Origin of the sequence: Gottfriedia sp. NPDC056225 (assembly GCF_042267765.1) — a bacterium.
GTDB lineage: Bacteria > Bacillota > Bacilli > Bacillales > Bacillaceae_G > Gottfriedia.
Genome location: NZ_JBHJTJ010000038.1, coordinates 31,819 through 49,299, shown reverse-complemented (window position 1 = coordinate 49,299; position 17,481 = coordinate 31,819). Strand labels below are relative to the sequence as shown.

The window sequence follows — 17,481 nt, the reverse complement described above, 5'->3', positions numbered from 1 at the left end:
TATATTAATAGAATTAAAAATACTTTAAATTACCTTTAAATGAAGTTTGATAAGTCACTTCACTTAAAGGTAAATAAATTTAGTGCTACAATCATAAGCTAGTAAAGTCTTTTTTAGTCTCGGGAGGCAATTACAATAAGCTGGGCAATTCGTCTTGAATACAATTTTGCCGTAGACATATGATCGCCACTTCCTTGAATAAACCGATAAACTCCTAATTTACTAGCCATATAGGGGTACCAGCCAGAGTTTTCGCCCGCAGGAACAGCTGTATCTTCTTGTAAATTAATAAAGCTTCTAGGGATAGATAATTGGTAAAAGGTTTTTAAATCCAGTTTTTCAAAAAGCGGAGTAGCCGGTTCTGGGGTGGTCGCGCTATAAATTTGCTGTGCCGTTTGTAGATCAGCTAAATTAACAAATACATCTCTGAAATATTGGAATGGTAGTTTTATTGTATTGTCAGTAGATTGTTGTGCTAAACCTAAAAGGAATTTTTGTGCTTGTGCTGGATATTGATCAGCTAAGCTTTCACCATCATTTAAAACAAAAGCATTCCAGAATACTAGTCGTTTAATTCTGTCGTGCAGATGTTCAGCAACTTTTTGTATGACTGTTCCGCCAAGGTTATGACCTACTAAAATGATATTATTAAGTTTATTTGAAGTTATATAATGTACAACTTGCTTCGTGAGGATTTCATGATTTACATTTTTATCTTTATCTGTTCCATGCCCAGGTAATTGAGGTGTATGAACAATATGCCCCATTTTTTGTAATTCACGTGTAATCCCGTGCCAGAAGAATGGATCAACCCATGAACCGTGAACTAGTACAAAAATAAGTTGAGCATGTTGACGGTAAAAAAAGTCGGCTTTATCATTTAAATGATACTCTTGCTGTATAGGATATGGCTGATATTCGTTATGCCAATTTTGGTGATAATAATAAGGGTTATTTAAGTTAGGATGCATATTTCGATGATTGTAGTTAGTAGGATGATTTAATTCATGGGATTTTTTACTGGTCATGCTAATTAGTCCCTCCTCGTTAATCTTTCTCATCGTATGCACCTGTTTGTTAGAAGGTGCCCATTCTAGTTATTGAAAATGAATGTAAAGGTTTTCTAAAATTAAATAAATAGTTTAGGAGGAGATTATTATTAAAAAAGCTGTTTTTTTAATTGTTGTTGTGTTAGTCGTTTGTACTAGCATTTATTTTGCAGTGAAAGATAAAGTATTTAAAGAAACACCGGCTCAAAATTCACATCATCAAAATGAAGTGGAAACTAGTCATAATAATTATCTTTCAACTGAAGAAGTATTAAATGGAATTATGACAAGTGCTAAACAAGGGGAAATACCAAATCAAAATAAAATAACAGTCGGGAAGACTTTATTAAAGGATATAAAAAATCAATTTGGTGAGCCTGTAGAGAAAGCAGAGGTTGCTAACGGCACCTATTTAACCTATCAATTACAAAAATTTTCAGTAGGATATGACAACGAAAATCGAATTTTTGAAGTAAGATCATACGATCCTAATTTAAAACAAGTTCACTATAACGATATTATTAATCAATTAAATAACCCAAGTGAGGTTAAATATTATAAGGATCAAGAAGTTGATCAAATTATTTTAATTTACAAATTGCCAAACAACTATGAATTGAAATTTATTTTACCGAAGCCAACCAAGGAAAATGAGAATCCGGCAGTTGATCATACTTCAGTCTTACTCATTGAACAAATACAACCAAGCATGGGCTCAACGATTGATCAAATGATTAATGAGATGTCACTTCAAGAAAAAATAGGTCAAATGATTATAGCCGGATTTAATGGACCAAATTACTCTAATAGTTTAAAAGAACTAGTTGAACAATATCATATTGGAGGATTTATTTTTTACAATGAAAATTTAAATAATAATTCTCAAACAGTGAATCTAGTTAATTCGATCAAAGTTTCGAACAAAAATAATCACTTACCAATATTATTTGGAGTCGACCAAGAAGGTGGAAGGGTATCTCGTTTACCAGGAAACATTGGAAAGATACCGACAAATGAACAAATTGGAAAGAAAAATGATGGGACTTTCTCATTTGAAATTGGCCAAATTCTTGGAGAGCAGTTACAGGCTTTTGGCTTAAATATGGACTTCGCACCAGTTTTAGATGTAAATAGTAATCCTAATAATCCAGTTATTGGCGACAGGTCATTTAGTAATAATCCGGAAACTGTTAGTAAATTAGGCATCCAAACAATGAAGGGTATTCAATCAGAAAATATTATTCCAGTCGTAAAGCATTTTCCGGGTCACGGTGATACTTCTGTTGATTCACATTTAGAGTTACCCGTTGTAAACAAATCGTATAAAGATTTAAAATCGCTAGAATTAATCCCGTTTAAAGATGCTATTAGTCAACATGCAGATGCTGTTATGATCGCGCATATTTTATTACCTAAAATTGATTCTAACTACCCTGCATCTATGTCAAAGGTGGTCATTTCTTCCATATTAAGAAATGATTTAAAATATAATGGGGTAGTTATGACGGATGATATGACAATGTCGGCAATTGGTAATCATTATAATTTGGAAAAAGCAGCGGTTACTTCAATTTTAGCTGGAAGCGATATTGTTATGGTTGCTCATGATCCAAACAAAACAAAAGCTGTATTTAAAGCAATTGAAACAGCTGTAAACAATAAAACAATCTCAGAGGAACGAATAAATGAGAGCGTAAAAAGAATTATTTTACTCAAACAAAAATATAAACTAAATAATAATCCAGTAAACCTGACGGATACTCGACAGCTAGCTGAAAAAACAAATAAATTATTAACTAAATAGAAAAATTAGCAAAAAAAGGAAAATACCACCTTCTGGCGAATTAATAACCTAAAAAGGTGGTGTTTTTTCTGTCTACAAAGATTTCAGATGCAGGGCTAATGCTTTTAGCTATTTTTAATGAGCTTCAAGAAAAAGAGCCGGACTTTGATAAAGGACTCCATAATGATGTTGGAGTACCAATTGATGACGTCGAATCTGCATTAATTGAACTAGAGATGAATGGTTTTATTAGCGGTTTAATATGGATCAAAAGTGACATAGATCAAAAGGAAATAGCTTCATTATATAAAGTGTCAATAACACCTACAGGTTTAGCAAGAGTAATTGATCTGTTAAGATGAACTAACCTCAAATGTTTTAGACATTTGAGGTTTTTTGACAGAAAAAAAGGAGGAGAAAAAGTGGAAATCAAAAAAGTAAACCCTGAAGCAGTAGCTGCACCACTTGGACAATATAGTCATATAACAATCGTCCCAAGAAATGCAGAACTTGTTGTATTATCAGGACAAGTGGGGAACGACAAAAATGGAAATTTACCAAAGGATATCGAAAGCCAATTCGCGAATGCGCTTGAAAATATTAAAAGGATACTTGAAAGTGAAAAAATCGATTTAAACAACATCTTTAAAATTAATTTTTGGCTAACAGAGAATATCAATCGCCAATTCTTTTTAGACTGTTGGGGTCAGTTTCACGCAGGTAACCCGCCTGCAACAACATATGCCTATGTATCATCTTTAGTAAATCCAAACATTAAAATTGAAGTCGAAGCTTGGGCAGCAAGATAATCAATTTGATTGTACATAAATTACTCATGGTAATGACTGGTATAACATAAAGTGCTTTGGGAAACTTAAGTGGAGGTAATCGGTTTGAAAGCGAGATGAATAATTGAAATGGAAGAATTCGAGTCTCAATTAAATCCTATTATAAGGAAAAATATAACTCAAACATTAACTCAGCTTAATACAAGAATAGAAGGTATGATTGGCAGAATTGAAAATAAAGGATGCGGCATTTTAACTGAATTTGAGAATATACATCGCGTTTTTAATAATTTACAAATGGATGCTGCATCATTTTATTTAAATTCCTATCTTTCACCTTATACGGATATCTTTGAAGAACTGACAATTTCCGTACAAAACCTATCCAAACGTAAGCATGGTGGATTGATTGTTGTAAAAAGAGATGACTCTCTTGAAGAATTAATGAGTTCAGGGATTCACGTCGGTGCAAATTTATCCCCGGCCTTATTAGAATCAATTTTTTATCCAGGTAGCCCATTACATGACGGAGCTGTACTCATTGACAATAATATGATCATTTCTGCGGGTAATGTGCTCCCACTTTCTAAAACAACATATGATAACAAAAAACTTGGAACAAGGCATCGAGCTGCAATTGGAATATCCGAGCAAAGCGATGCACTTGCTTTAGTTGTATCAGAAGAAACAGGGAATATTTCCTTTGCTTTTAAAGGAAGTTTGTATCCTGTTCAATATGGTGCACCGATTAATTAAAAAAACGATCAAAAAGATCGTTTCAGACTGTTGACAAACGCTCGCTTTCTTCGTTGCTTCGACTGTCTGCGGTGCTCATTACCGTTTGAGGGTAACTCCGCTCCTCAGCAGTCTTCGCGCCTCGAAAGACAAACGCTTGCAAACAGTCTGAAAATCAAGTTTTTTTATTTTGTCTACACACTGAAACGATCAAAAAGATCGTTTTTTTATTTTTTTAAAATTTTATGGATTGTATTGTCTTTCGAATCATATTATGATTATACTTAATTAATCCGATACGAAAGGTTGGTTTTTGGTATGTCTACTCCAAAATTAAATACAATCCCATTACCTTTAGTTCGTACAAATCAATGGACGATCTTTATTTCTGTTATTTTAACTTGGATCACGGGCCAGTACTGGCTATTACTTATTCCTTTGATTAGTGGCGTTAGTGGTTTACTCTTTGATTATCATCCAATCATAAAGTTTGCGAAACAATTTTTAAAAAAGCAACCATCAAGCTACCCGCAAGAGGATAAAGTTCAACAAAATTTTAATCAAACAATTGCAGTCTCATGTTTGTCACTTTCATTGATCGGAGCATTACTTGGTTGGAACGTATTGTTTTATGTGTTTTCAATAATGGTCGCATTGGCATCGTTTATTGCAATCAACGGATTTTGCGTCGGATGCTATATTCATTTTCAATGGAACCAATATAAATATCGCAAGAGCTTGAGGTAAAATCGGAGTCTTCTCATTAAATGGGAGGGCTATTTTTGTGTATTGTAAACAAAATTCGGTATACTAGTTATTGAATATTAAACGAAAAAAATTAAAATAGAATTGAAGAAAAATAAAATAGATGAATTTACTGCATCAGGAGGGAGAATTGAAATGATTCAATGGAAAGAAGACATTATGATTGATACAAATATCGAGAAAGTGTGGAGTTTATTTTTAGATAAAAATATTAAGAAAATAATGCCAAAAGTTGATGAGCATAATTTAATCGATAAGAACGAGAATGAAGTAGGGGCAAAGCATCATCAGAGTTATCGTGAAGGTAAACGTGTAGAAAGCTATATCGTTGAAACTTTATCATATGAGGATACAGAAACATATAAGAAAAAGCAGATTCAGTTCGTTTTAGCGAATGCATTTGAATCGAATTTGACGTTTATTCTAGAAAAAATTGACGACACACACACGAAATTTACTTATGAAGGTACGAATACCGGGGTTAATTTTATGGGACGAGCAATGTTAAAACTTGCTAATCCAAAGGGAAATAATTTAAAAGCTGTTCATGAATTTTTACAACGAGTGGAACAAGAGGCATTAAAAGAGCAGGAATAGGGTATCTCATAACGAACAAAAAGGAGAGCAGTGTGCTCTCCTTTTTTATGATTGATTTGAAACTTTGCTTAACAACTCATAAGAATTTAAACGCGCATTATGATCGAAAACAGTAGCGTTTACCATGATTTCATCAGCTTTTGTCATGTTTAAAATTGCTTGTAGCTTTTCGGTTACAGTATCAACCGTTCCAATCGCAGACAGTCTCATTTGATTTTCTAAAGTTTGTTTTTCATACGGACTCCAAATCTCTTCCATATCGTCAACTGGCGGTTTTAATAATGCTGGTTTACCACCGCGAACTAAATTTAAAAATGATTGTTGTTGTGTTGTGAAAAGTTTTTTTGCTTCTTTATCTGTATCAGCAACAACTACATTTAATCCGATCATTGCATATGGTTCATCTAAAAATTCAGATGGTTTAAAGTTATTATGATACATTTGCATAGCTTGAACTGTGTAGTCTGGCGCAAAGTGCGCTGCAAAAGCAAATGGTAAACCTAATTCAGCAGCTAGTTGAGCACTAAAACCGCTTGATCCTAGAAGCCAAATTGGTATATTTAATCCTTCACCGGGCACAGCTTGAACTGTTAAACTTCCTAATCCACCAGGAGGATTGAAGTAGTTTTGTAATTCTTCTAATTGAGCAGGGAAGTCCTCATGACTACGTAAATCTCTACGTAATGCCCTAGTCGTTGACATATCACTACCAGGAGCACGACCTAATCCAAGATCTATTCGACCTGGATGTAATGATTCTAATGTACCAAACTGTTCAGCTATAACTAAAGGAGCATGATTTGGTAGCATGATTCCTCCAGAACCAACTCGAATAGTTGATGTCCCACTTGCGATATGTCCAATCACAACTGAAGTTGCTGAACTTGCAACAGCTGGCATATTATGATGTTCAGCAAACCAGTAACGGTGATATCCCCATTTTTCAGCATGCTGTGCTAAATCAAGGCTATTTTTAAAAGCATCAGCAGGAGTGCTTCCTTCAACAACAGGAGCTAAGTCTAACACAGATAAAGGTATTTCATTTAATTTCTTAGCAACTTTATCTTGGAAACGATTATTCATCATAAAATTTTCCTCCTAAAAAACATTATTTAATATATGGAAATATCGAGACTTTTTATACTAGAAAAACTGTGTTTGAATTATATACAGTATGCTAAGATTATAGAAAATCTAAGGACATAATACAAGTTTTTGAACTTGAAAATATTTATACAATAAAACCTACTTTTGGGAACATAAAGTACTTTTGGAAAAAAGAAAAAAATTTGTAAATAAATGTATAGAATAATTTTTAAGAATCATACTATCTTTAATCTGATAAACAATCAGAGCATCCAAAAGACAAAGGAGTCAACAACATGGCAAACAGAAGATCTTCAAATCAATATGCTTCACCAAATGCAAATTCAGCAATTGAGCAAATGAAGTTCGAAATAGCTTCTGAATTTGGAGTGCACTTAGGACCAGACACAACTTCACGCGCTAACGGTTCAGTTGGTGGCGAAATTACTAAGCGTCTAGTTCAAATGGCAGAACAAAGCCTAGGCGGATATGCTCGTTAAATAAAAAGTAAGGATGGAAAGAAAACTTTCTATCCTTTTTTTTTTGTACATTTTTATATTAGCACCAGTGAAGAATTTTAGATGCAAAGGCTTGCTAATTGCCGAGTTTAAACTACTACTTCCATCCAACAAAACTGTTATTTCCTAGTATTTATATAAGAATGAAACTACTATATACTTGCAAGGGATACAAAAACGGGAGATAATAATGTCACTGGATGGTGATTAATATGTCAAGTTGTAAAAATTCCGTCACACCTAAGTGGTTCGGATTTGCTATTCAGGCATTAGTTTTACTAGCAACAACAGAAGGGGTTACACCAAGTAAAGCAATCGCAAAACATATTAGATCAGGTGTTTCTTTTATGAGAAGAATCATGGCTCCTCTCGTAAAAGAAAAAATAGTAGAAGCAAGAGAAGGACGAGACGGTGGCTACTTATTAGCCAAGTCACCTGAGGAAATTACCTTAAAACAAGTCTATATTGCCCTACAAATGACAGAACCTCTATCAACTGCACTAATCGAATCCACTTCTGACTGTACTAGCGGACGTGTAATGAACAATGTATTTTCAGACTTTGCAATTGAAGCAGAAGAACACTTACTTGGTTTTTTATGTAACTATACTTTAGCCGATTTTGTAAGACGTGCCAGTCATAAAACAATCGAATCACTTTGAAAATATCGTACATTTGGATGTACGATATTTTTATTTTTTTGTGGGGTTTTGTGATCGCAAATTATATGGGGTAATCGACCTAAATCCTCTTAAATAGGCCTCTTTCAACAATAATTTATACTAATCCAATGAAAAATCAAAAATGCACTTGATATGAGAACAGTTATAGAATATACTAACATTAAGTTAATTACTTACAAAAAGTAACCACTTGATTTTATTACACTTTTTTTATCTGCACCGTTCTTTAATAAAGTAATCAGATTTAATCTGAACTCTATTAAATCAATAAACTAATCAGCTTTAATCCATACTGTTCCTAAATCAAGTTCAGTAAAAAACTATAATCTATACTGTTCTCACAATAAGTTCAATAGTCAATTTTATACTTAACTGCACTCAAATTAAGTTCAGTAAAACAATAATATCAAATAAAGGGAGAGAATTTACATGAAATGGTTCACTAGAATTATTCAAGGAGTTTTAATTATTGCATTCTTAATGTCTGGGTTTGTAAAACTGAGTGGTAATGCCCAGATGTTGCAAGATTTTAAAGAGGTTTACGGTTATTCAAAGGGTATGATGTATACGATTGGTTCGTTTGAGGTGCTAGGTGCGATTGGTTTATTAGTTGGTTATTGGAAGACGTTTGTAGGTAAGCTTGCTTCAATTGGATTAGTCATTATTATGGTAGGTGCGGTATTTACTCATTTACATGCAGGTCAAGGCGTGAGTGTTGCAATGGCTCCATTTATTCTGTTAGTGTTAACATTAATTGTTCTATTTTCAAGAGGAGGTAAATTAAAATGAATTTTCATGAAAAGCCACAAGTTTATGCTCCAACGGTTGGATTGAAAGTTGCAAGTTTAGAGCGTTCGTTAGCGTTTTATCAAGAGGTTATTGGTTTAAAAGTATTGGAGCATTCAACAACAACAGCTAGTTTAACAGCTGATGGGGTAAATGTTTTAATTAAATTAGATCAGCCAGATAATCTTACACCTAGAGATGAGCGAAATACTGGTTTGTACCATTTAGCGTTATTAGTACCAACTAGAAAAGATTTAGGAATCGTGCTAAGGCATTTAATTGAAACTAGAAATCCGCTTCAAGGTGGTTCGGATCATTTAGTTAGTGAAGCGATTTATTTAGCGGATCCAGATATGAATGGTATTGAGATTTATGTAGATCGTCCATCTGAGAATTGGCAATGGCATAATGAGTATGTTGTGATGGATAGTAAACGATTAGATGTAGAGGGATTATTAGCTCTAGCTGAGAATGAATCTTTTACTGGATTACCTAAAGGAACGATTATGGGACATATCCATTTACAAGTTTCTGATTTGGCTAGTACGGAGAAGTTTTATTGCGAGGGACTTGGATTTGATGTTGTGACGAAGTACGGTGCACAGGCATTATTTATCTCTACAGGTCGTTATCATCATCATATCGGATTAAATACATGGCATAGTGCAGGGGGTTCTGCAGCAAGTGAGAGTAGTGCAGGATTAAAGAATTTTACTTTGTTATATCCAAGTGAAGAAGAAAAATTAAAAATTGTAAATCGATTAAAAGATATGGGAGCGACAGTATTTGTAGAAGATGGAACTACATTTACGAAGGATCCTTCAGGCATAACAATTCAATTATTAGTTGGTTAAGAAAAGAAAGAGACATTTTCAACAGTTTATCTGTTTGAGGATGTCTCTTTTTTTCGTTTATTTCTATCATATTTTTTCATTAAAAATAATATATTTGAACAACATGTACATTTACTAACTTTGGGTGAGGGGAATAAAAAGGGGAGTGAAAAAGTGTTACATATTGTGGTTTGTATTAAACAAGTTCCTGATACGAAAATCATTAAGATGAATCCGAAAACAAATACGATGGATCGTGCAAGTGCGCCTGCGATTTTAAATCCATATGATGCTCATGCAGTTGAGGAAGCTGTTCGAATTAAAAATAAATATGGAGGAAAGGTATCAGTCATTACGATGGGGCCACCGCCAGCAGTAAAGGCAATTCGAAAATGTATCGAAATTGGTGCAGATGAAGGATATATGATTTCAGATCGTGCATTTGCAGGAGCTGATACTTTAGCGACAAGCTATGCGTTGACAAAAGCAATTGAGAAAATAGGACAAATTCAAGCGGTTGATTTAATTATATGTGGAAAGATGACAATTGACGGTGATACTGGACAAGTTGGACCAGGTATTGCACGTCGTTTAGATATTCCACCGTTAACTTCTGTTAAAAAGGTTCAAGAAATAAATAAAGATGATGGATATGCAATTGTTCATCGGAAAATTGAAGATGGACATGAAGTGATAAAGACGACAATACCTTGTTTATTCGCGGTTGAAAAGGAAATAAATGAAGTTCCATATTCACCGCTTCCAAATTTAATTAAAGCTGCAAGGTATAATCCAACGATTTGGGCTGTTAAGGATTTAGAGAATATTGATATTAAACAATTAGGGTTAAAAGGTTCACCGACAATTGTATCAAAAGTTTGGGCTCCGCCAAAGGCCAAAGGTGGAACGATTTTTGAAGGAACATCACTAGAGAAAGTAAATGAACTGATGAAAATTTTAAATGAGAAGAAAGCATTATTTGAAGTGAAAGGAGGGGTATAAGTGGATTTCTCAGAGTACAAAGGTATTTGGGTATTTATTGAAGAAAACGAAAAAGTCATAGCACCGGTATCGCTAGAACTTCTCGGTGCTGGTAAAGAATTAGCAGAAAAGCGTGGATGTGAACTAGCAGGATTATTAATTGGTGAGAATGTGAAATCGTTGGCCCCTACGTTATTTGAATATGGTGCTGACATCGTTTACGTATATGATGATCCAATTTTTAAAGATTATCGTACAGAATCTTTTATGAAAGCAGTACTTGAATGCTCTAATAAATATAAGCCTGAAATTTTACTATACGGTGCAACTTCAAAAGGAAAAGATTTGGCAAGCGCTGTAGCTACTGATTTACCTACTGGCTTAACGGCGGATACGACTGTATTAGATGTTGAAGAAGATACTGGGCTTTTGCTAGCTAGTCGACCAGCTTTTGGTGGGAATATTATGGCAACAATTCTTTGTAAGAAATATAGACCACAAATGGCTACAGTTCGTCCAAAGGTTATGAAAGCGCTCACCCCTACTCCTGGTGCTGAAGGGGTTGTAATTGAAGAGGAAATTGATTTAAAAGAAGAAGATATTCGTACAAAAGTATTAGAAATTGTACGTGCAACAACTAAAAAGGTTCGAATTGATGAAGCGGATATTATCGTGGCAGGCGGTAAAGGGCTGGGAAGTAAGGAAGGTTTTCAGCTAATCAATCTATTTGCTGAAACAATTGGCGCAGCTGTTGGAGCTAGTCGTGATGTTGTAGAAGCTGGCTGGGTTGAACATCATCATCAAGTCGGTCAGACGGGTGTGACCGTGACACCTAAAATTTATTTTGCTATAGGGATATCTGGCGCAATTCAACATATTGTTGGAATGCAAAATTCAGGCCTTATTATTGCGATAAATAAGGATCCGAATGCGGCAATTTTTCAATCTTGTCATTACGGCATCGTAGGAGACGCATTTGAAATTGTACCAATGCTAATTAACCAATTCCAAGAAAGTTTATCTTTAAAGGAGGAAAATCACGATCATGCCGGAAAAATTTGATGTAATTGTCGTTGGAGCAGGCCCAGCAGGTATATCATGTGCATACGAGCTCGCCAAAAAAGGTGTTAGTGTTGTCCTTATTGAAAGAGGGGAATATCCCGGTTCAAAAAATGTTATGGGTGGCGTCTTATATCGAAAAATGATGGAGGACGTTATACCTGAGTTTTGGAAGGATGCTCCAATTGAACGTGTTATTGTTGAACAACGGGTTATGATGCTCGATAAACAATCAGCTACAACATTTGGGTATAAAGGGCTTGAGTTTGCTGAAGAACCTTTCAATAACTTTACTGTTCTTCGCTCGAAGTTTGATCAATGGTTCGCTCAAAAAGCAGTAGAACAAGGTGCACTATTAATCAATGAAACGGTTGTACTAGAGTGTATCGTCGAAAATGATGTAGTAATTGGGGTAAGAACAGATCGTCCAGATGGTGATTTATATGCAGATGTTGTTGTTCTTGCTGATGGGGTAAATTCACTTTTAGGAAAATCATTAGGCTTCCATAAAGAATGGAGACCAGATGAAGTAGCATTAGCAACGATGGAAATTTTAAAACTAGACAGTAAAATTATTCAAGATCGGTTTGGACTAGAAGGAAATCAAGGGGTCGCAATCGAGCTTTTTGGAGATGCGACAAAAGGGATCGTCGGAACAGGATTTTTATATACAAATAAAGACTCGCTAAGCATTGGTGTCGGTACATTATTATCAGGGATGATTGAGCAGAAAATAAAACCATATGACTTACTTGAATATGTAAAGAATCACCCAATGATTAGACCATATATTCAAGGAAGTGAGCCTCAAGAATATCTAGCACATTTAATTCCTGAAGGTGGTTATAAATCTATTCCTAAATTAGTAGGAAATGGAGTATTGGTAATTGGTGATGCAGCGCAGTTAGTTAACGCAATTCATCGTGAAGGTTCAAATATGGCAATGACTTCTGGAAGATTAGCAGCAGAGACGATTGTCGAAGCTAAAGCACTTGATAATTATTCTGATGTAGTATTAAAATCATATGCTGATAAATTACTAGCTAGTTTCGTTGGGCAGGATTTGAAGAAATATAAGGATGCAACTCATCATTTTGAAAAATTCCCTCAATATTTCGAGCAATATATTCCACTATTAAATAAATCAGCAAGCCAAATGTTTACAGTAGATGGCAAGTCTAAATGGGAAAAGCAAAAGAATATTATGAGTAATTTAGGAGGAGCAAAAGCTAAGTTTAAGCTAGCGAAAGACGTATATAAAGCATGGAAGGTGATGAAATAAATGAGTGAGACAAAAAAAGAAAGTACTATCGAAGAAAAACAATATCTCGTTCGTTTTAATGCTGATACAAAATCGCACTTAACTGTATTGGATTCCGATATTTGTATGACAAAATGTCCTGATAAAATCTGCACGATTTTCTGTCCAGCGGAAGTTTACAAGTGGGAAAACATTCGAATGCATGTTGGATACGAAGGTTGTCATGAATGTGGAAGCTGTAGAATAGGCTGTCCTCATCAGAACATTAAATGGGAATATCCGAAAGGTGGGCACGGAATTATCTTTAGATTGGGGTGATAAGATGTTCTCGATAGGCAACTATGTTATGTTTAGCTTAGATGGTGCTGTGGGAACGGTTATGGAAACTAAAGACAATAAATGCTTAGTAGCTTGGGAGGATCGAGTTTGCAGCTGGGCAACTTTCGACCTTCTAAGGAAAATAAGTTGTGCTGAATTAATTCAAATCTTCACTCCAAAATAATTTTTTTACTACTATTTTAATAATGTAAATATAAAAGAACGTATAAAATATGTGAGACTATTAAAAGATATAGTATCTAAAAACTATATCTTTTTTTATTTTTGAAATAATATGAGACAACTCGTATTTATACCACATCAGTTATAAAAGAAATGGAATTTGCCACTTTCTACAATTCAATCATGATAAATTAAATAAAATTTAGAATAATATGATTGACTAAAAAATAGATTGAATTTATATTTAATTTTAAATATTCAAATAATAGGAGTGTTTAGATGGGGAATGCATTAGTGTTTCAGTCAGATTTTGGATTATTAGATGGAGCAGTTAGCGCTATGTATGGTGTTTCTTGTAGCGTAGATGATGATATTAAAATTTACGACCTGACCCATGATATACCCCAATACAATATTTGGGAAGCTTCTTATCGACTTGTGCAAGCAATGAATTACTGGCCGATTGGAACGGTTTTCGTTTCAGTGGTAGATCCAGGTGTAGGTTCAGATCGCAGAAGTATAGTTGCTCGAACAAACACGAATCACTTTATTATAACACCTGACAATGGAACATTAACTCACATTGGCAAAGTATATGGTTTTAGTCAATTAAGAGTCATTGATGAAGAAATTAATAGACTACCAAATTCAAGCGAATCCTATACTTTCCATGGTAGAGATATATTTGCCTTTACAGGTGCAAGATTGGCTTCTGGGAAAATTGATTTCGAAAATATAGGACCAGAAGTGGATCCAAATTCATACATACAATTACCAATAAAAGAATGCCATAGCGAAAACAATTCGATAACTGGAACGATTGACATACTTGATGTTCGATATGGTAGCATTTGGACAAATATTGGTCGAACAGACTTTTTAAAACTAGGCATTACACATGGAGACTCAGTTGAAGTATTCATTACTCATCAAGGAAGAAAAGTATACAAACAAGAAGTTAAATATGGAAAATCATTTGCAGACGTGGCAATTGGTGAACCAATTCTATATGCAAACAGCCTTGATCAAATGGCAGTTGCAGTAAATCAAGGGTCTTTTACAGATGAATACGGAATTGATACAGGTATTGAATGGGAGATAAAAATTAAAGGCAAGGGTTGAGAACAGGAAAGAATTAAAGATTTTAGTAATTTTTTAAATAAAAGTTTAGCTCAGGAGTTTACTTATATATAAGTGGACTTCTTTTTTTTGTGTAAAATTTGGATTGATAATTAAAATATCATTCATTTGAAATTAGTTGTTTAAGATTATTTTCACAAAAAAATCATTTATTACTATGTTAATTTTCTAATTTTACGGATATTTGTAAAATTAAAGGTAAAATTTTAGTTAATGTTTTCACAATTATTTCACAGACATTTGATTTTTTCTTTACTATAATTGGCACTAACTTCAAGTCAGATTTAGAACATTTATTAAAAAACATCATTTGAAGAATTTATTTTAAGGGGTTTTGATTAAATGAAAGTATCAAAAATTGTAGCGGTTGGATTAGTAAGTGCATCTTTTATAGGGGCAACAAACACAACTTTTGCGGCTGTTACCTCTCAAGCAGAATCAAAAGCTGGCGTTAGTTTTACTCCAGGTTCTGGTCCGGTTACACCAGTAGATCCAACTGATCCAACAAATCCGCTTGATCCAATTGGTCCAACTGATCCTACTGATCCACCAACTGGTGAGACAGGTTCATTAACTTTAGACTATGTTTCTTCAGTTCAATTTGGATCAAAAGAGATTTCTGGTAGTGCAATGACTTATTCATCTAAATCTAAAAAGCCATTTATCCAAGTTTCGGATAGGAGAGGAACTGGTAACGGTTGGAAAGTAACAGCAAAAGCTAGTCAATTTAAAAGTGGTTCAAGTGACACATTACCTGGTGCAGTTCTTACGTTTAAGAATGGGACAGCTGTCTCACCAGGTGATGGAGCTGCTCCAAATCCTGCTCAAACAATCACTCTTAATACAGATGGATCAACTGCAGCGACAGTAGTCACTGCTGCAGCCGGTACTGGTCTTGGAACTTGGGTTACAACATGGTTAGGTCCAAATCCAGATGTAAATGATGGCGCAGAAAACAATAATGTTACATTAACAATTCCAGGTGGCTCCGCTACAGTTGGAAATCATGAAGCTGTTGTTACTTGGACTCTTCTTGATGCCCCTGGAGTATAATTGTCTACATAAAAAAGCCTAATCGTATTATTGGCCTGATAAAATACTTTAAAAAAGTTATTTTTTCAGGCTTTTTTTATTGTATTTAATGAGAATTCAATCTATAAAAATTGAAAAACATTCAGTATAATTTATTACATCTGAAATTATAGGAGTGGAATATTTTGGAACCATTAGCAAGCAGATCAAGTCGATTGTTAGCAATATTAGTCGATATTTTTATTAGTGCTCTTTTCCGGTTTGTTTTTTTATTAATTACAGGGATAGCTAAATTCTCAACATTTACTGATCTAAATAAGGTAGAAAAATTAGGCGTAGGGAATTCTATTATATCAATTCTTTGTGTTGTTATATTCTATATTTTGATCCCAACATATGTTTGGAAAGGACAAACAATTGGAAAACGTTGGTTAAAAATTGCAGTAGTAAAAGAAGACAATCAAGAAGTAAATTTGGGTACGATGTTTGTAAGAACAATTTATTCATTTTTAGGATATGTAAAAATAAAATATCTTACATTTATTGTAGGTATTGTTGCATTTATCGATCCATTTTTTATATTTACTTTAGAAAGAAAAACGTTACATGATCGAATTGCTAAAACAAAGGTTATTGATGTTTAAAAAAAGAAAGCTCATTTAAGCTTTCTTTTTTATTACTATTTTAATAAAATTCATCATGCTTATTTTAAAATTTTCATCTCGCGAATATGTTCGCGAGTTTCTTCTGTTCCTAATTCATATATTAATTCATACGCTTGTTTTAAAAAATAGTCGTATCCATCATTGTTTTCTTGGCTCCAGTTTGTAATTGGAATGATGAATGCAGTTTGTATCCCTGCAGCTTCATCGTAATTGTCAATTTGATGAAAAATTCTTTCGAGTCTGTGTTTATCATCAATCGTTCCGTCGATCTCTAACTCATATGCAGCATCACCTTGATTTGGAACAATTGTTTTTGCTTGAACTGATACGTAATATCTCCTTTTTTCCATAAATATCTCCCTTTTCAATATTGATTATCTTTTTTATTATCTTCTCAGACAATTGCTTTATTCAAAATTAGTATTTCCAAAAAGGAATTTCATAAATAATATTGAAATATAAATTTGATATTACAATTGTTAAGTAGTTAATAAAGGGGGATAGAATATGAAGGGACTTTATCGAGACTTTTTTCTTCATTTCGATATCATCGTGATGGGGGTACTTTTTTTAATTGGATTAATTTATAGTATAGGCTTTCACTTTTCTTGGCTTACTGTTTTAATTTTTATTTTAGGTTTAGTCTTTTTTATGTTTAGTGAATATGTAACTCATCGCTTCTTTTTTCACATAAAGGCACCAAAAAATAAACTATTTCTTAAATTTATGAAGCGAATTCATTATGATCATCACACTTATCCAGATGATTTGAAATTACTTTTTTTACCAATATGGTATAGCATTCCGAACCTTGGAACACTTTGTATTATTTACTTTTTAATTACAAGAGATACAATTCAAACTTTAGCATTTGGTTCAGGATTAATTTTTATGTTGCTTGTGTATGAGTGGAAGCACTACGTTGCCCATCGACCAATTAAGCCAAAAACAAAATTAGGACGAAATATAAAAAAACTTCATATATTACATCACTTTAAAAATGAAAACTATTGGTATGGTGTATCTACGCCAATATTTGATGGGATTTTTGGTACATTGAAAGATGAAAAAGAAGTTGATACAAGTAATACTGCGAAAACTTTAGAGGAAAGAATGTAAAATTAAATATTTATCTAAAATGCACAGTAATTTCTACTGTGCATTTTTCCATTTTAATCAGTGTTAATTTTTTATTAATTTTAAAAAAAGGGCAAATATT

22 protein-coding genes are annotated in these 17,481 nt (G+C 33.6%); 19 read left to right on the top strand and 3 right to left on the bottom strand.

Annotated elements, in window-relative coordinates:
- Nucleotides 1–113: 113 nt before the first annotated feature.
- Nucleotides 114–1,028 (bottom strand): alpha/beta fold hydrolase, encoded by a 915-nt coding sequence (locus ACFCYN_RS19605; RefSeq protein ID WP_375951179.1) that lies wholly within the window; start codon nt 1,026–1,028, stop codon nt 114–116.
- A 193-nt stretch (nt 1,029–1,221) separates the two neighbouring features.
- Here ACFCYN_RS19605 and nagZ point away from each other — a divergent pair, with 193 nt between their 5' ends.
- From nagZ to ACFCYN_RS19575, 6 genes are all read left to right on the top strand, one after another.
- Nucleotides 1,222–2,853, top strand: coding sequence for a beta-N-acetylhexosaminidase (gene nagZ, locus ACFCYN_RS19600; RefSeq protein ID WP_375951177.1), 1,632 nt, complete (start codon nt 1,222–1,224; stop codon nt 2,851–2,853).
- A 98-nt stretch (nt 2,854–2,951) separates the two neighbouring features.
- Nucleotides 2,952–3,194, top strand: a complete 243-nt coding sequence (locus ACFCYN_RS19595; protein WP_098119960.1) for a hypothetical protein — start codon at nt 2,952–2,954, stop codon at nt 3,192–3,194.
- A gap of 60 nt (nt 3,195–3,254) precedes the next feature.
- Complete coding sequence (locus tag ACFCYN_RS19590; protein ID WP_172443815.1) at nt 3,255–3,641, top strand: RidA family protein; 387 nt, start codon at nt 3,255–3,257, stop codon at nt 3,639–3,641.
- 108 nt (nt 3,642–3,749) lie between these two features.
- Entirely contained in the window at nt 3,750–4,376 is a 627-nt protein-coding gene (gene cdaS / locus ACFCYN_RS19585; RefSeq protein ID WP_375951174.1) for a sporulation-specific diadenylate cyclase CdaS, read from the top strand.
- 297 nt (nt 4,377–4,673) lie between these two features.
- A complete protein-coding gene (locus ACFCYN_RS19580) occupies nt 4,674–5,102 on the top strand; it encodes a DUF4395 domain-containing protein (RefSeq protein WP_375951172.1) in 429 nt (142 codons plus the stop codon).
- Between the two features lie 153 nt (nt 5,103–5,255).
- Nucleotides 5,256–5,717 (top strand): SRPBCC family protein, encoded by a 462-nt coding sequence (locus tag ACFCYN_RS19575; RefSeq protein ID WP_375951170.1) that lies wholly within the window; start codon nt 5,256–5,258, stop codon nt 5,715–5,717.
- Nucleotides 5,718–5,762: 45 nt separating this feature from the next.
- Here the strand turns inward: ACFCYN_RS19575 and ACFCYN_RS19570 are convergent, their stop codons facing one another.
- A complete protein-coding gene (locus ACFCYN_RS19570) occupies nt 5,763–6,803 on the bottom strand; it encodes an LLM class flavin-dependent oxidoreductase (RefSeq protein WP_375951168.1) in 1,041 nt (346 codons plus the stop codon).
- Nucleotides 6,804–7,099: 296 nt separating this feature from the next.
- Between ACFCYN_RS19570 and ACFCYN_RS19565 the strand changes: the two genes are divergently transcribed.
- From ACFCYN_RS19565 to ACFCYN_RS19510, 12 genes are all read left to right on the top strand, one after another.
- A complete protein-coding gene (locus ACFCYN_RS19565; RefSeq protein WP_056474875.1) occupies nt 7,100–7,303 on the top strand; it encodes an alpha/beta-type small acid-soluble spore protein in 204 nt (67 codons plus the stop codon).
- 230 nt (nt 7,304–7,533) lie between these two features.
- Complete coding sequence (locus ACFCYN_RS19560) at nt 7,534–7,983, top strand: RrF2 family transcriptional regulator (protein ID WP_025568186.1); 450 nt, start codon at nt 7,534–7,536, stop codon at nt 7,981–7,983.
- 450 nt (nt 7,984–8,433) lie between these two features.
- Entirely contained in the window at nt 8,434–8,793 is a 360-nt protein-coding gene (locus tag ACFCYN_RS19555; protein ID WP_172443819.1) for a DoxX family protein, read from the top strand.
- The gene (locus ACFCYN_RS19550) at nt 8,790–9,644 is read left to right on the top strand and encodes a VOC family protein (RefSeq protein ID WP_375951165.1); all 855 of its coding nucleotides are present in this window, start codon (nt 8,790–8,792) and stop codon (nt 9,642–9,644) included. The genes ACFCYN_RS19555 and ACFCYN_RS19550 overlap by 4 nt, the downstream gene beginning before the upstream one ends.
- A 153-nt stretch (nt 9,645–9,797) precedes the next feature.
- Nucleotides 9,798–10,625, top strand: coding sequence for an electron transfer flavoprotein subunit beta/FixA family protein (locus tag ACFCYN_RS19545; protein ID WP_375951163.1), 828 nt, complete (start codon nt 9,798–9,800; stop codon nt 10,623–10,625).
- Nucleotides 10,626–11,666, top strand: coding sequence for an electron transfer flavoprotein subunit alpha/FixB family protein (locus tag ACFCYN_RS19540; protein ID WP_375951162.1), 1,041 nt, complete (start codon nt 10,626–10,628; stop codon nt 11,664–11,666).
- On the top strand, nt 11,650–12,945 hold the full coding sequence (locus ACFCYN_RS19535) for an FAD-dependent oxidoreductase (protein ID WP_172443822.1): 1,296 nt from the start codon (nt 11,650–11,652) through the stop codon (nt 12,943–12,945). The genes ACFCYN_RS19540 and ACFCYN_RS19535 overlap by 17 nt, the downstream gene beginning before the upstream one ends.
- Nucleotides 12,946–13,242 (top strand): ferredoxin family protein, encoded by a 297-nt coding sequence (locus ACFCYN_RS19530; protein WP_025568180.1) that lies wholly within the window; start codon nt 12,946–12,948, stop codon nt 13,240–13,242.
- A gap of 4 nt (nt 13,243–13,246) precedes the next feature.
- Nucleotides 13,247–13,426, top strand: coding sequence for a tudor domain-containing protein (locus ACFCYN_RS19525; RefSeq protein WP_098119971.1), 180 nt, complete (start codon nt 13,247–13,249; stop codon nt 13,424–13,426).
- Between the two features lie 278 nt (nt 13,427–13,704).
- Nucleotides 13,705–14,547 (top strand): SAM hydrolase/SAM-dependent halogenase family protein, encoded by an 843-nt coding sequence (locus ACFCYN_RS19520; protein ID WP_375951160.1) that lies wholly within the window; start codon nt 13,705–13,707, stop codon nt 14,545–14,547.
- Nucleotides 14,548–14,907: 360 nt separating this feature from the next.
- Entirely contained in the window at nt 14,908–15,618 is a 711-nt protein-coding gene (locus tag ACFCYN_RS19515) for a WxL domain-containing protein (RefSeq protein ID WP_375951158.1), read from the top strand.
- Between the two features lie 164 nt (nt 15,619–15,782).
- On the top strand, nt 15,783–16,241 hold the full coding sequence (locus ACFCYN_RS19510; protein ID WP_375951156.1) for an RDD family protein: 459 nt from the start codon (nt 15,783–15,785) through the stop codon (nt 16,239–16,241).
- 59 nt (nt 16,242–16,300) lie between these two features.
- Here the strand turns inward: ACFCYN_RS19510 and ACFCYN_RS19505 are convergent, their stop codons facing one another.
- Nucleotides 16,301–16,612 (bottom strand): hypothetical protein, encoded by a 312-nt coding sequence (locus ACFCYN_RS19505; protein WP_375951154.1) that lies wholly within the window; start codon nt 16,610–16,612, stop codon nt 16,301–16,303.
- A 157-nt stretch (nt 16,613–16,769) separates the two neighbouring features.
- Here ACFCYN_RS19505 and ACFCYN_RS19500 point away from each other — a divergent pair, with 157 nt between their 5' ends.
- Complete coding sequence (locus ACFCYN_RS19500; RefSeq protein WP_375951152.1) at nt 16,770–17,381, top strand: sterol desaturase family protein; 612 nt, start codon at nt 16,770–16,772, stop codon at nt 17,379–17,381.
- Nucleotides 17,382–17,481 lie beyond the last annotated feature (100 nt).

What these genes read in the sequence shown, in the direction of transcription:
- ACFCYN_RS19605 (WP_375951179.1), bottom strand. Translation starts at nt 1,028, where the DNA reads ATGACCAGTAAAAAATCCCATGAATTAAATCATCCTACTAACTACAAT.
- ACFCYN_RS19595 (WP_098119960.1), top strand. Translation starts at nt 2,952, where the DNA reads ATGCTTTTAGCTATTTTTAATGAGCTTCAAGAAAAAGAGCCGGACTTT.
- cdaS (WP_375951174.1), top strand. Translation starts at nt 3,750, where the DNA reads ATGGAAGAATTCGAGTCTCAATTAAATCCTATTATAAGGAAAAATATA.
- ACFCYN_RS19580 (WP_375951172.1), top strand. Translation starts at nt 4,674, where the DNA reads ATGTCTACTCCAAAATTAAATACAATCCCATTACCTTTAGTTCGTACA.
- ACFCYN_RS19575 (WP_375951170.1), top strand. Translation starts at nt 5,256, where the DNA reads ATGATTCAATGGAAAGAAGACATTATGATTGATACAAATATCGAGAAA.
- ACFCYN_RS19570 (WP_375951168.1), bottom strand. Translation starts at nt 6,803, where the DNA reads ATGATGAATAATCGTTTCCAAGATAAAGTTGCTAAGAAATTAAATGAA.
- ACFCYN_RS19565 (WP_056474875.1), top strand. Translation starts at nt 7,100, where the DNA reads ATGGCAAACAGAAGATCTTCAAATCAATATGCTTCACCAAATGCAAAT.
- ACFCYN_RS19560 (WP_025568186.1), top strand. Translation starts at nt 7,534, where the DNA reads ATGTCAAGTTGTAAAAATTCCGTCACACCTAAGTGGTTCGGATTTGCT.
- ACFCYN_RS19555 (WP_172443819.1), top strand. Translation starts at nt 8,434, where the DNA reads ATGAAATGGTTCACTAGAATTATTCAAGGAGTTTTAATTATTGCATTC.
- ACFCYN_RS19550 (WP_375951165.1), top strand. Translation starts at nt 8,790, where the DNA reads ATGAATTTTCATGAAAAGCCACAAGTTTATGCTCCAACGGTTGGATTG.
- ACFCYN_RS19535 (WP_172443822.1), top strand. Translation starts at nt 11,650, where the DNA reads ATGCCGGAAAAATTTGATGTAATTGTCGTTGGAGCAGGCCCAGCAGGT.
- ACFCYN_RS19530 (WP_025568180.1), top strand. Translation starts at nt 12,946, where the DNA reads ATGAGTGAGACAAAAAAAGAAAGTACTATCGAAGAAAAACAATATCTC.
- ACFCYN_RS19525 (WP_098119971.1), top strand. Translation starts at nt 13,247, where the DNA reads ATGTTCTCGATAGGCAACTATGTTATGTTTAGCTTAGATGGTGCTGTG.
- ACFCYN_RS19520 (WP_375951160.1), top strand. Translation starts at nt 13,705, where the DNA reads ATGGGGAATGCATTAGTGTTTCAGTCAGATTTTGGATTATTAGATGGA.
- ACFCYN_RS19515 (WP_375951158.1), top strand. Translation starts at nt 14,908, where the DNA reads ATGAAAGTATCAAAAATTGTAGCGGTTGGATTAGTAAGTGCATCTTTT.
- ACFCYN_RS19505 (WP_375951154.1), bottom strand. Translation starts at nt 16,612, where the DNA reads ATGGAAAAAAGGAGATATTACGTATCAGTTCAAGCAAAAACAATTGTT.
- ACFCYN_RS19500 (WP_375951152.1), top strand. Translation starts at nt 16,770, where the DNA reads ATGAAGGGACTTTATCGAGACTTTTTTCTTCATTTCGATATCATCGTG.